Annotated in this window: 13 protein-coding genes, 1 pseudogene and 1 riboswitch; of the genes and pseudogenes, 5 read left to right on the plus strand and 9 right to left on the minus strand. The window is 53.8% G+C overall.

Translation table 11 applies throughout. The annotated features are described in order from the left end of the window. Nucleotides 1-142: 142 nt before the first annotated feature. Nucleotides 143-1,093: a hypothetical protein gene (locus ACFSX3_RS31465; protein WP_209993390.1), complete on the plus strand. Its 951-nt coding sequence runs from the start codon at nucleotides 143-145 to the stop codon at nucleotides 1,091-1,093. An 86-nt stretch (nucleotides 1,094-1,179) separates the two neighbouring features. Here the strand turns inward: ACFSX3_RS31465 and ACFSX3_RS31470 are convergent, their stop codons facing one another. After that, nucleotides 1,180-2,883, minus strand: coding sequence for a fumarate hydratase (locus ACFSX3_RS31470; protein ID WP_209993480.1), 1,704 nt, complete (start codon nucleotides 2,881-2,883; stop codon nucleotides 1,180-1,182). A 104-nt stretch (nucleotides 2,884-2,987) separates the two neighbouring features. Between ACFSX3_RS31470 and yfbR the strand changes: the two genes are divergently transcribed. Beyond that, complete coding sequence (yfbR, locus tag ACFSX3_RS31475; RefSeq protein WP_209993391.1) at nucleotides 2,988-3,632, plus strand: 5'-deoxynucleotidase; 645 nt, start codon at nucleotides 2,988-2,990, stop codon at nucleotides 3,630-3,632. A gap of 378 nt (nucleotides 3,633-4,010) precedes the next feature. Here the strand turns inward: yfbR and thiH are convergent, their stop codons facing one another. From thiH to ACFSX3_RS31505, 6 genes are all read right to left on the minus strand, one after another. Beyond that, entirely contained in the window at nucleotides 4,011-5,132 is a 1,122-nt protein-coding gene (gene thiH / locus ACFSX3_RS31480) for a 2-iminoacetate synthase ThiH (RefSeq protein WP_209993392.1), read from the minus strand. A 28-nt stretch (nucleotides 5,133-5,160) separates the two neighbouring features. Continuing rightward, on the minus strand, nucleotides 5,161-5,925 hold the full coding sequence (locus ACFSX3_RS31485; protein WP_209993393.1) for a thiazole synthase: 765 nt from the start codon (nucleotides 5,923-5,925) through the stop codon (nucleotides 5,161-5,163). An 84-nt stretch (nucleotides 5,926-6,009) separates the two neighbouring features. Then, nucleotides 6,010-6,213 (minus strand): sulfur carrier protein ThiS, encoded by a 204-nt coding sequence (thiS, locus tag ACFSX3_RS31490; protein ID WP_209993394.1) that lies wholly within the window; start codon nucleotides 6,211-6,213, stop codon nucleotides 6,010-6,012. Beyond that, entirely contained in the window at nucleotides 6,204-6,875 is a 672-nt protein-coding gene (locus ACFSX3_RS31495; protein WP_379256937.1) for a thiamine phosphate synthase, read from the minus strand. Before ACFSX3_RS31495 ends, thiS begins: the two co-directional genes overlap by 10 nt. Nucleotides 6,876-7,002: 127 nt before the next feature. Then, a riboswitch (TPP riboswitch) is annotated at nucleotides 7,003-7,105 on the minus strand. A gap of 55 nt (nucleotides 7,106-7,160) precedes the next feature. Further along, nucleotides 7,161-7,697 (minus strand): hypothetical protein, encoded by a 537-nt coding sequence (locus ACFSX3_RS31500; protein WP_209993395.1) that lies wholly within the window; start codon nucleotides 7,695-7,697, stop codon nucleotides 7,161-7,163. Between the two features lie 152 nt (nucleotides 7,698-7,849). Then, nucleotides 7,850-8,722, minus strand: a complete 873-nt coding sequence (locus tag ACFSX3_RS31505; RefSeq protein WP_209993396.1) for an SDR family oxidoreductase — start codon at nucleotides 8,720-8,722, stop codon at nucleotides 7,850-7,852. Nucleotides 8,723-9,014: 292 nt separating this feature from the next. On the opposite strand from ACFSX3_RS31505, the gene ACFSX3_RS31510 reads away from it, so the two are divergent. Genes ACFSX3_RS31510 through ACFSX3_RS31520 form a run of 3 tightly spaced genes read left to right on the plus strand, consistent with a single transcriptional unit; the run spans nucleotide 9,015 to nucleotide 10,726 of the window. Next, nucleotides 9,015-9,332, plus strand: a complete 318-nt coding sequence (locus tag ACFSX3_RS31510) for a hypothetical protein (protein WP_209993397.1) — start codon at nucleotides 9,015-9,017, stop codon at nucleotides 9,330-9,332. A gap of 3 nt (nucleotides 9,333-9,335) precedes the next feature. Continuing rightward, the gene (locus tag ACFSX3_RS31515) at nucleotides 9,336-10,178 is read left to right on the plus strand and encodes an amidohydrolase family protein (protein ID WP_209993398.1); all 843 of its coding nucleotides are present in this window, start codon (nucleotides 9,336-9,338) and stop codon (nucleotides 10,176-10,178) included. A 17-nt stretch (nucleotides 10,179-10,195) separates the two neighbouring features. Further along, a complete protein-coding gene (locus tag ACFSX3_RS31520; RefSeq protein ID WP_379256944.1) occupies nucleotides 10,196-10,726 on the plus strand; it encodes a GNAT family N-acetyltransferase in 531 nt (176 codons plus the stop codon). 351 nt (nucleotides 10,727-11,077) lie between these two features. Here the strand turns inward: ACFSX3_RS31520 and ACFSX3_RS31525 are convergent. Further along, a pseudogene (locus ACFSX3_RS31525) lies at nucleotides 11,078-11,455 on the minus strand (transposase); the annotation flags it as partial. Nucleotides 11,456-11,548: 93 nt separating this feature from the next. After that, a partial coding sequence (locus ACFSX3_RS31530) for an IS110 family transposase (RefSeq protein WP_379313743.1) occupies nucleotides 11,549-12,169 on the minus strand: 621 nt, incomplete at its 5' end.

Consider the following 12,169-nt stretch of genomic DNA (forward strand, 5'->3'; position numbering starts at 1 on the left):
ATGCCGACTCTGCAAAACATGAAAAAAATATTATTCGGCACAGCCGAATAGCTGTAAGTTCTTTTCAGGAACCGGTTGCCTCCAGAAAATATAGTGTTAGACTGATAAATAAAAATGCTGCAATATAGGGGGGACAGATATTATGTTGAACCCATCCATTCTGCGGGACGGATTAAGAATCATCTCTTCATGTAAAAAAGACACAGGGGATATCTGGCAGGCTCACTTTGGTGCTGCCGCTATTGGCAGTTATTTTTTTATTAAAACGAATAATCCGGCAGCAGAACTCGTCCGACTTGTAGCTTTGCAGACCGAAGCGATGATCCAAAGGATACTTGGGGAGAACGGCACACAACATCGTACCGGCTGTGACGAGCAGCTAGCTGTAAATGCCATACTTGAGGCCCTTGATACAACGATTGATCAGTTACACTGGGTCGGTCATAATGTGATTTACAGCGCGTCGTGTCTGCTGGCCATCCATGAACTTAAGGGCTGGGGAAGTGCGGAGGATCTTGCAGGAATAACCGATCTTATCCGCTCGTTTGAGCGGACAATTCCGGGGCGGTCATGGATTGGCTTCTCTGCTTCCGAAGTGAAGAGGATGGAGCTTACTGACGAGGACGGCTTTCCGGTCATCTCGACGCCCGGCGAGCTTTCTTCGCTTGTGCTGGAAGAATTAGCTCATTTCCCTGTCATTTACCGGGCAGAAGCACATCATGATCTGATGGGTCATATGCTGACTTTCTCCCACGCGTTAAACATCCTGTATGACCTTGGCCATGTCTCCTTTTTCCAAAGAGGGTTACCGCCTTTAATGAAATTGATTAAAGTTCTGCGCCACAGCCGTAACCTTGTACCTGGAGAACCCATCAAGCTGGTTTCACCTGTCGATCATTTGCCCCTGAAGCCGGCTGAGCGTGCGGACGTATTGCCGACCGACATTAAGTTTTGGGAGAAGGACTATAGCGGGCAGGATTGGGATTATGGTCACGTGTTTAAATTCCCCCATAGCTTCTATGACCATTTGCAGCGTGTAGAGCACAAGAAAGAGTCGTATATTGAAAAATTCCGGTATACGCTAATTCAATAAGCATCTTATATTTAAAAACAGCGTCAGTCTATGGACATTACTCTCGTCCATGGCTGACGCTGTTTCTTGGTTTGTTTGAGGTCCTGTTACTTAAACACCGGGTCCCGGAACTGGGCCAGCTTGGCGGCGGAATCCTTCTCCACATCGGCATGCAGGCTGTTACCATGGGCATCCATGGTCACAATTGCTGCGAACCCTTCCACCTGTAAATGCCACATCGCTTCGGGTATGCCGAATTCCATGAAGTCTACCGCATTAACCTTCTTGATACATTCTGCGTAATACTGCGCGGCACCGCCGATTGCATTAAGGTAGACCGCGCCGTGCTCCCCTAAGGCCTTGAGGGTCTTGGGTCCCATACCGCCTTTGCCGATTACGGCGCGAATACCGAATTTTTTGATAATATCGCCTTGATACGGCTCCTCGCGGATACTGGTCGTCGGGCCAGCGGCCTTCACATGCCAACCTTCATCATCCTTCAGCATGACCGGGCCACAGTGATAGATGACGGCACCGTTCAGATCGACAGGGGTGTCGTGATCCATGAGGTATTTGTGCAGGGCATCGCGGCCGGTATGCATCTCACCAGATAGAATAACCACATCGCCGACGCGCAGGCTGCGGATGTCCTCCTCGCTGATCGGTGTGCTCAGGCGGATCTCACGCGAGCCGCCTGAGCCAGCGGAAGCTGCCGCAGCCGGTTCAGATCCTGCCCCATTCCCTGAGACGGACGCATCCGAAGCGGCTTCGCCCGTACCGGATACAATAGCCGGTGCCGCAGGAATCGTAGCATCCTCTGGCACCACGCCGGAAGCTGCCCGATCTGCCGCAGCTACTCCCACCGATTCAGCAACAGGCTGCGGTGCAGCTTCTCCTTCAACGGATATCCCGGTGCCGCTCTCATACAGCCATTCCTGAATGTCACCGGTAGCCGGATGGACCAGAATGCCTTGACGGCGGAAGGCCCAGCAGTTATAAGCCACTGAGACGAAAAAGCTGGCTGGCAGCCGGTTCATTACTCCGATTTTGCAGCCCAGCAGCGTCACTTCACCGCCGAAGCCCATCGTGCCGATTCCGAGCTTATTGGCATTCTCCATAATGTAATTCTCCAGCTTGCCCAAATCTTCAATAGGATTCACATCCTCGACCTTGCGGAACAGCTGCTTCTTCGCCAGCTCATAGCCCGTGGTACGGTCGCCGCCAATGCCTACGCCAATGAAGCCTGCGCTACAGCCCTGGCCCTGCGCCTGGTATACGGAATGCAGGATGCACTTGCGGATACCGTCGAGGTCGCGTCCGGCTTTGCCGAGTCCCTCCAGCTCTGCCGGAAGGCTGTACTGGATGTTCTTATTCTCGCAGCCGCCGCCCTTCAGGATCAGCCGGACGTCAATGCTCTCTTCCTCCCACTGCTCAAAGTGAATCACCGGAGTCCCTGCCCCCAGATTATCCCCGCTGTTCTCGCCGGTTAGCGAATCCACGGAATTAGGCCGCAGCTTCCCGTTCTTCGTAGCGCGGATAATCGCACTATGAATATCCTTCTTCATTTCTATCTGATTCACGCCCACCGGCGTATGAATTATAAAAGTCGGCATCCCCGTATCCTGGCAGATCGGCGATATTTGCTGCTCCGCCATTCCGATATTTTGCGCTATCGTGGTAAGTGCCAGTCCGGAGCGTGTCGCCCGGTCTTCCAGCGCCCGTCCTCTGGCCACCGCCCGGCGCACATCGCCCGGCAGGTTCGTGGAGGTCTCTACAATCAAATTATAAATGCTCTCTTCAAAATGCTGCATCTTCATTCAGTCTCCTCTCCATCTGGTTCAAGCGGCCCTATCTCTGGTACAATTAGTTACTATAATAGCACATTACGCTGCTCATGAAAGGGGTTACTTCAAAATTGAACTACCATTTCTCTGCCTATCTCTACCGGCTGCAATATATCCAGCGCTGGAGCCTCATGCGCAGCACCGCCCCGGAGAACGTGGCGCAGCATTCGTTCCAGGTCGCCCTGCTGGCGCACATGCTATGCACCATAGGCAACGCCCATTTCGGCCGGTCGCTGAACGCCGACCGCGCATCCACGATGGCGCTGTTCCACGACGCCACCGAGGTCTTCACCGGCGACATCGCCACGCCGGTGAAGCATAACAACTCGCGTCTGCTGTCCAGCTTCCGCGAGATGGAGCAGGTGGCCGCCGACCGGCTGGCGGCCATGATTCCGCCGGAGCTGAGCGCAGTCTACGCGCCGCTCCTGCAGCCGCACACCAGCCCGCCCGGCTCCGAAGATGCCGGACTGCTCCGCTACGTCAAGGCAGCGGATGTGCTGGACGCTTACCTGAAATGCGTCTGGGAGGTCGCCGCAGGCAACCGAGAATTCGCCGCTGCCAAGGAGCAGACCGCCGCGAAGCTGCATGTGCTGGGAATGCCTGAGATGGAATATTTCCTTGAACACATGGCTCCGGGCTTCGAGATGTCACTGGACGAGCTGTCCTCCAGCGCGAGTCAGGGACAGTCTGCCGGACAACCTGAATCCATAGAGTAAATAGAGTACGATATTCGCATAGCGTTGGCAGTTACACTTACGTGTGAACAATGCTATGCGAATGCCGCTTTTAAGCGGAAACCTGTTTTTTCCAGTCGACTGCTTTCTGTCCGCATCCGGTGTCAGCCCTGAGGAGCGCACAATCGATCCATGTAATATTTCTCCAGCACATCGCGATTGTGTTCAGTTTTTCGCTTACATTCGGCCATACGTCTTCACAATAGAAGGAGAAGTTGACGCGAGAAGCCCTGTAATCTTTAGATTATGCAAATAACCCGCCTCACGGCGGGTTATTTGCGTCCGGTCAATCTGGTCAGTTGCGTGAGTCTGGTCAATCCAGTCAGTTACTCCAGACTACATCCATCCAATTCTTTTCGGCTAAGCCAAGCCAACCGGCTCGGACAGGATATCCCAGTCCTTGAACACCGGCTCCAGCCCTCGCAAGCGCAGCATCCCGGCGATCTCATCCACGCTGCGGTTGTCCGAAATTTCAAACTGCGGCGTTCCCCCTTCCAGGGAATGTCCGCCCACTTCGGTGGATACCCCTGCCGACATCTTCGTGATGCCGAGCTGGACCAGATGATCGCGCAGAGCGGCAGGCTCGCGTGTAGACAGTGAGATGCCAGAGCGCGGCAGGAATAGACGGTACGCCAGGATAATCTGCACCAGTGCACGGTCGGTCACATCACTTGCGGGGTTGAATTCCCCCAGGTATGGCCGGAATCTGGGAGTAGACAGCCCGATTTCGCATTCCGGGTACTTATCCTGCAAGTACCTCGCATGCAGCGCAGTGGCCAGAGCCTCCTGGCGCCATTCGTACATGCCAAGCAGGGCTCCGATGTTCACCGAACGGAACCCGGCCTCACAGCCCCGCTCGGGAGCATCCAGCCGGTTGCGGTAGACGCGTTTGGGTCCTTTTACATGCAGCGCACGATAAGTCTCCTGGTGGTAGACCTCCTGATAGAGCGTCAGACCGTCCACACCGGCGTCTCTGAGCTCAGCATATTCTGCTGTCGAGAGCGGATTCACTTCAATGCTGACGGAGGAAAAATAGCGCCGGAGCACATTCACGCAGTCCCTCACATAACCGGCCGGACTGTCCCTCCGGGATTCTCCGGTCAGAATGAGAATGTGGCGCAGGCCCGTGGCTGCGATGGTCTCTGCTTCCCGGGCGACCTGCTCCAGCGTTAGTTTTTTACGCGGAAAATCATATATAGAACTGAAGCTGCAATACGTGCAGTGATTCACGCAAAAATCAGCCAGATACATCGGTGTAAACAGCTGCATCACATGGCCGAAATGCGTACGCGTTAAACGGTGCGCCTTCTGCGCCATCTCCTCCAGATAAGGCTCCGCTGCCGGTGACAGCAATGCCATCAGCCCCTCTTCATCCACCTGCTCTGCACGAAGCGCGCGCTTCACATCCTCTGCCGTATACCGGTTCCACAGCATCCCGTAAGGAAGCTGCTCCAGCCGGGTCATCGTCTCATAAAAGCTCATGCCCTTCTCCCCCTCCCAATTCCATCTGTCAGGCTAAAAATCCGGTCAACGGTGAAGAGGCTGCCGCCGTCTCCTCCACGGGCCCCAGTCCGGCGAGAAAAGCCTTACGCCCTGCGGATATCGCATCATGGAAGGCCTCTGCCATCAGCAGCGGATCTTTGGCGGTGGCAATTGCTGTATTAAGCAGCACCGCTGCGGCTCCCATTTCCATCGCCTCAGCAGCCTCAGAGGGTCTGCCGATTCCGGCATCCACAATGACCGGCAGATCCGTTTCCGAGATCAGAATGCGGATCAGCTCCTTGGTCTGCAGTCCGCGGTTGGACCCGATTGGCGCTCCCAGCGGCATCACGGCCGCCGCCCCCGCAGCCTTCAACCGGAGAGCGGCGGACAGATCAGGACTCATATACGGAAGCACCACGAAGCCTTCTGCTGCGAGGATCTCGGTTGCCCGGATGGTCTCCATATTATCCGGCAGTAAATATTTCTGGTCGTTGATAACCTCAATCTTCACCCAGTTGCCTAGCCCCGCCGATCTCGCCAGCCGGGCAATCCGTACTGCTTCCTCTGCGGTGCGCGCACCGGAGGTATTGGGCAGCAAGGTCATATGGGAAGGAATATGGCTGACAATATTGTCCTTGCTCTCCGGGTCCACCCGGCGCAGGGCAACGGTAATGACCTGTGAGCCTGAGCGTACAATGACCTCGGGAATGAGGGTGTTACGGCTGTATTTTCCGGTACCAATGAACAGTCTGCTGGTTAGAGTCACTCCGCCAATCGTCAATGGATCTTTCATCTTAACGCCTCCTGGGATAATTCTTCGCCTGCATCTAAACTGCCAATCTGCCTGCTCGTTCGCTTCTCCTCTGCCCGCCTATCCCTAACCTCCGCCTACAAAATGAACCAGCTCCATCCGGTCCCCCTCGCTGAGCAGTGTCTCTCCATAAGCCTCTCTACGGGCAAGCTCACCGTTCAGCTCGACAATCACCAGCTTACCGGCCCACTCGGGCCGGGCCAGCAGATCCGCCAGTGTCCGGCAGCTCTCTTCGATCCTTTGACTCTTCCCGTTAACGGTCACATCCACGTCTGTTCACCTCCTGCTGTGCCCTGTGCTTGATCCATATCCGGCGTCTCAGCCAGCTCGGCCGCCCTCTGAACCGCTGCCCTGTATGCCCGGGCCGCTGCCACCGGGTCCGGGGCTCCGCAGATCCCCGACATGACAGCAATGCCAGCCGCCCCTTGGGCCAGCACTGTTCCGGCATTGCCCGGGGTAATCCCTCCGAGCGCAATCAGCGGTATGCGGCTCCAGCGGACGGCCTCCGCCAGCTGCTCCAGTCCGCGTGCCTGCTGTCCGGGCTTGCAGGCCGTCGGGAACACATGCCCGTAGAGGCAAAAGTCCGCTCCCTGCCTTCCAGCCTCCGCCGCCTCTTCCCGGGAGTGCACGGACCTGCCGATCCGCAGGTCCGGTGCACAGCCGCGCACTGCGGCTGGCGGAAGGCTATGCCAGGCTAACTGTACACCACCTGCCCCGGCGGCCAGGGCAAGATCGATCCGGTCATTAATGACCAGCTTCGAAGGCGGAACCCCGGCCTGAAGCATCTGCTGCGCCGCAGCCAGCAGTTCGCGGGCGGACATGGCTTTTTCCCGGAGATGAATATAATCCACCATGGGATGTACCGCCACTGCCCATTCGGCCAGCGCTTCAGGCATCAGCCGCCCGTCCGAGACCGCATGAATCTCGTACAATACCCTTCTCCTCCCGTCTGTTCCAGCTCACTCTACACCACTCCACAACACAAAAAAGACCGCCCCCATAAGGAAGCAGTCTGGAATAGAAGCAGGAATACCGGTACTAGCCGTATACCCCCGCTGCATTATTCGTTCTCCACTTCCCTACGCTGGTATAACCCAGATCAGGTTCAAAGGGTCCGAGCAGATACGCCCGTCTCAGCCTTGCGGCACCCCTAGTGATCGTTCTATGCGATTGTTTCGTCTTGCTTGTTGTATATTAGCATATAATTCCTGTTAGAGCTATTCTTTCGTAGATTTTACTTCAATTACAAAAACCACAGATGAACTCCCTTCTGAAAATTTACCATCCTCGGTTGTCCAGAATGCTGATATGCCGTAGTAATAAACACCTTGTTCTTTTGGAGCATTAAAAGAGCCGTTCTTCAATGGAATTTGTACTTCTTTATCATCGACAAATTGCTGAACGGTTAACCCGCCGGGTGCCGGTTTATAAGTATAAGCAACATCGATCCTCCCCTCAGGGGCTATAACAGTGGGAGTAACCCCCTGTACCATGGATTGTCCACCTGTATAATCCGCACATCCTAATTTTCCCCAGCAATAGCTGCCTTGGGTAACCGGAATTTGGGTTTTCCCGGAAGTAACAAGGGGTAGCGGCGGCGATTCCTGTGTAATTCTAATCCCAATTCTTTTTGCATTTCCTTCCAATCTTGTATTTTCCACAAGTCTCCCTGCAAAAGGAGTCAAATAAATGAACACTACCAGAAAAACTAAAATCCCCGCTGCAGATAGAATGAATCCTTTTTTTCTAAGCATCCCAATCCCCTTTTCATATCAAATTATCTAAATAGACGGAAATATATTGTAATAGTTACAAGCGCAGAAAAAAAGCCTGCCGGCAAGCGGTTAGGCTTTTTTATAATAGAATTTATATAAAGAATCTGCATCCAGATCTTATTCTGCACCCATCATCCGTTGACGACCTCGCCGCCGTTCACATGCATAACCTGTCCGCTCACATAAGAGGAATCGTCCGAGGCCAGGTATACATAAGCCGGTGCCAGCTCTTCAGGCTGCCCCGGGCGCTTCATCGGCTGGGTGCCGCCGAACTCACTGACCTTCTTCGCGTCAAAAGTTGACGGAATCAGCGGGGTCCAGATCGGTCCGGGCGCTACCGCATTCACGCGGATGCCCTTATCGGCCAGATTCATCGACAGCGAACGGGTGAAGCTGAGAATCGCTCCCTTGGTGGACGAATAGTCCAGCAGCTGCGGGCTGCCGCGATACGCCGTGATGGAGGTGGTGTTAATGATCGTAGCGCCTTTTTTAAGATGAGGCATAGCTGCCTTGGTCAGATAGAACATGGAGAAAATATTCGTCCGGAACGTACGCTCCAGCTGCTCCGCTGTGATGTCCTCAATATGGTCCTGCGGATGCTGCTCCGCCGCATTGTTGATCAGAATATCGAGCTTGCCAAGTCCTTCAACCGTTTGATGAATCAGGTCCTGACAGAAGGCTTCGTCCCCGATGTCCCCGGCGATCAAAATACACTTTCTGCCCTCCTGCTCCACCTGGCGCTTGGTCTCTTCCGCATCCTCATGCTCGTTCAAGTAGGAGATCACCACATCTGCGCCCTCCTTGGCAAAATGAACGGCAACCGCACGCCCGATCCCGCTGTCGCCTCCCGTAATGAGTGCGGCCTTGCCCAGCAGTTTGTCTGCTGCCTTGTAAGCCGATGTCTCAAACTCCGGAAGCGGATTCATCTCACTTTCAATTCCGGGCTGCTGATCCTGTACCTGCGGAGGCAGGGTTTTGATAGGTTGTTTACTTGTGTCTGGCATAATCCATTCTCCTTTCGCAGTTCACAATAATGTTGAACTCATCCTTGTTAGCATGGCTTAAGGTCTGGTGTTTATGCATCCTGGCAGCTTGTCTGAATCGCTTTACGTTATGTTACTTACCACACTTTGGAGCTGGCCAAACAACAAATCTTCCTTGACCGCCGCCCATAGCGGAACGATAGTCTGTAAGTAAGGAACGTTTCCAAAGAGAATATTATCTATATCCGCTAAGAGGAATGTCCTATACTTTGTGAGGAACGACAACTACCTTAACTGAGGGGACGCTTCTATCATGGGAAATGAGCGCATCTTGCTGACGAACGGAACTGTAATCGATGGAACCGGACAGCCGCCGCTGCATCATGTAAGCATTGAGATTGTTAATGGCCGCTTCGGCACCATAGCACAGCATAGTGACATTAACGGGAGAACCGGGTATGACTCCGCCACAACAGTGATCGACCTTGAGGGTATGGTCATTTTGCCGGGGTTTATTCACACCCATGCCCATACCAGCTTCAAGTACATACAGAATGAGCCGCTGCACGGATATCATACGGAATATTTGGCCGCGTGCCTTGCAGAAGGAATTACTACGATCCGCGATTAGGGGATGACTACGGCAGCATCGATTGAAGAGGTGGTCACTCACACGCAGCAGCTTGAGGGCGGTGCTTTTCCCAGAATTCTTACGTCCGGCAAAGTATTCACAGCTCCAGGCGGGTACGGTGGTCAGGAGCCTATCGGGGTAGGGAGTGCGGAGGAGGCGCGGCTTAAGGTCCGTGAAGTCCTGGGACAAGGAATACATTTCATCAAAACAGCGCTGGAAGACGGCTACGATCCCGCCACTGCCGGACTGCCCCAGCTGGATCAGGAGATTCTCGAAGCGATCTGCCAGGAGGCCCGAAGCATGGGTGCTTACGTGTCTGCTCATGTTACAAGTGCACGCAATCTTCAGATTCTGGTGAATGCAGGGATCAGCGATGCTGCCCATATGGTCTACGATCGGCTGGACGATCAACTGATCCGGCAAATGGTGAGCGCGAGCATCCATATCGTCCCCACACTCACCGTACTCCAGATGTTCCAGGACAAATTCGGAGCGCCGCTGCTGGAGCAAGGACTGGATAATGTCCGGAGATTTATTCAGGCAGGCGGAGAGGTTGGACTGGGGGATGATTTTATCGAAGAAGCTCCTCCGTGGTACAGAGCCGGGATGCCGTGGAAGGAGATCCAGTTGTTAGGTCAGGCTGGCCTCTCCCCGATGCAGATTATTGTGGCTGCCACTTCAACCGGTGCTAAGATCTGTCAGCTTGCTCATGAGCTGGGTACTATTGAAACAGGCAAGAGAGCCGACCTGTTTGTCGTCGGGGGAGATCCGCTGGCGGATATTAACAACTTGCGTCAGGTCAGATGGGTAATGAAAGACGGCAAGATCGTATCGAAATCACACTAGCAGGAGGTTTTGCAAAAATGAACGCAAGAATTACACTATCTCCGGTCACCCCGGACGATATCGATTTCATCACAGATCTGGAGAGCAACGCCTCACTCTGGCCCTTCGAGGATATGCTTCCAACCGACAAAGAGGCGGTCCGGAAGACTGTGGCGGAACGAATCCATAGCGACTGGCACAGACAATTCCTGATTAGGCTAGCCACTCCCGAAGCAACCCCTGTAGGGGAAGTGCATATACACTGGTATATAAAAGAGCGCGAGAGCTGGGAGCTGGGCTACAGCCTTTTCGCTGAATACCGGGGGCAAGGCTACTGCACCGAAGCGGCGCAGTTGGCCTTGAAGCTTGCTTTTAAAGAATGTAAGGCCCACAAAGTCGTAGCAATGTGCAATGAGTACAATACCTCATCCATCAAGGTGCTGGACAGACTAGGCATGGTGCGTGAGGGCGTATTCCGGGAAGAAATACACTGGAACAACCAGTGGGTGAACCAATACTTTTATGCGATACTGGACCGGGAGTACCAGGCGATTACTGGGATACGATAAACTCACGGCCTACGCGGCGCGTCCAGTCTAATTGTGTTCGGTTTTTCGATTACATTCGGCCTACCTGGCGCGTCCAGTCCAATTGTGTTCGGTTTTTCGATTACATTCGGCCTACCTGGCGCTCCCAGTCCAATTGTGTTCGGTTTTTCGATTACATTCGGCCTACGCGGTGCGCCCGGTCCAATTGTGTTCGGTTTTTCGATTACATTCGGCCTACGCGGCGCGTCCAGTCTAATTGCGTTCGGTTTAATACGAAAATAAAAGTACCGGAAAATGCGCCGCAGAACGGATTTTGACAAAAAAAGACCCACCGCCCCAAAAAAACGTTTCGTTTTTTTGAAAAAGGGGAGACTATTGGATAGGATTTAATTGCACGCTATATCCTAACTGCTGGATATATTTCACATACCTATCCAACGGGTTTTTCTTGGACGTCTCATCGCCTAGTGAGACGTCTATTTCTTGGTATGACCTTTTCTCCCGCATCAGGGCATGGAGGATTCGAATCAGCAAATGCGCGGTGGCGACGTTTGCTTTTTTATCTCCCCGTCTCTTACGTATTCGTCGAAAGAATTGGCCGATCCGGTTCGATGAGCGAGAGTTCGCCCAAGCCGCCTGCCACAAGGCCCCTTTCAGATGCTTGTTCCCTTGCATCGTTTTTGACTTTTTTCGCTTTCCAGCACTTTCGTTGTTCCCTGGACACACCCCCGCCCATGATGCAAACTGCGCATCACTCGGGACATTTCCGCGACATGCGGCCCCACTTCTGCAAAGATGGTCACGGCAGACGTCCGCTCAATTCCTGGAATGGAGTCAATTTGTTCAATCATCTCCAGATACGGTTCTGCTTTCGCCTCGATTCGAGCTTCCAGCTCCGTGATCCGTTTCTCCAAATAGACCAAGTGGTCCCAGTGGTCTCGAATCATCTCCCGATGATGACGGCGCAACTTGCCATTGAGCGCGCCCTAGCAACTGCGGAACTTTCTTTTTTAAACGGGTTTTGACCAGGCTTTTAACGGCCACTTCGTCTACGACCTCGCCGTACATGATCTTCTGGAGCAGGCCCCGTCCCGAAACCCCATATAGATCGGACATAAAGGTGGTTAGCTTGATGTTGGCATCCTGCAGGATTTTGTGGATGCGGTTCTTCTCCGCCGTCACCGCCTGCACCATCTTACTCCGGTAACGGGTCAAATCTCGCAAATCCCGGATGTCCTGTTCTGGCACCATACTGCCTTCAATGAGCCCGCAACGGTGCAATTGCGCTAACCAGCGCGCGTCTTGCATGTCACTTTTTCGACCCGGCATATTCTTTACCCTCTGGGCGTTGGCCAAGACAAGATCACAACTGCCCTCTAAGATGTTCCATACCGGTTTCCAAAACACGCCGGTACTCTCCATCACCACTTCAAGGCAGCCGTGTTCACTCAGCCAATCTTGCAG

The sequence above is a fragment of the Paenibacillus rhizoplanae genome (assembly GCF_042684125.1).
Lineage (GTDB): Bacteria > Bacillota > Bacilli > Paenibacillales > Paenibacillaceae > Paenibacillus_AQ > Paenibacillus_AQ rhizoplanae.

Bases quoted from the DNA above. Each gene is read 5' to 3' on its own strand.
- ACFSX3_RS31465 (WP_209993390.1), top strand. From the start codon at position 143: ATGTTGAACCCATCCATTCTGCGGGACGGATTAAGAATCATCTCTTCA.
- ACFSX3_RS31470 (WP_209993480.1), bottom strand. From the start codon at position 2,883: ATGCAGCATTTTGAAGAGAGCATTTATAATTTGATTGTAGAGACCTCC.
- thiH (WP_209993392.1), bottom strand. From the start codon at position 5,132: ATGAGCTTTTATGAGACGATGACCCGGCTGGAGCAGCTTCCTTACGGG.
- ACFSX3_RS31485 (WP_209993393.1), bottom strand. From the start codon at position 5,925: ATGAAAGATCCATTGACGATTGGCGGAGTGACTCTAACCAGCAGACTG.
- ACFSX3_RS31500 (WP_209993395.1), bottom strand. From the start codon at position 7,697: ATGCTTAGAAAAAAAGGATTCATTCTATCTGCAGCGGGGATTTTAGTT.
- ACFSX3_RS31505 (WP_209993396.1), bottom strand. From the start codon at position 8,722: ATGCCAGACACAAGTAAACAACCTATCAAAACCCTGCCTCCGCAGGTA.
- ACFSX3_RS31510 (WP_209993397.1), top strand. From the start codon at position 9,015: ATGGGAAATGAGCGCATCTTGCTGACGAACGGAACTGTAATCGATGGA.
- ACFSX3_RS31515 (WP_209993398.1), top strand. From the start codon at position 9,336: ATGACTACGGCAGCATCGATTGAAGAGGTGGTCACTCACACGCAGCAG.
- ACFSX3_RS31520 (WP_379256944.1), top strand. From the start codon at position 10,196: ATGAACGCAAGAATTACACTATCTCCGGTCACCCCGGACGATATCGAT.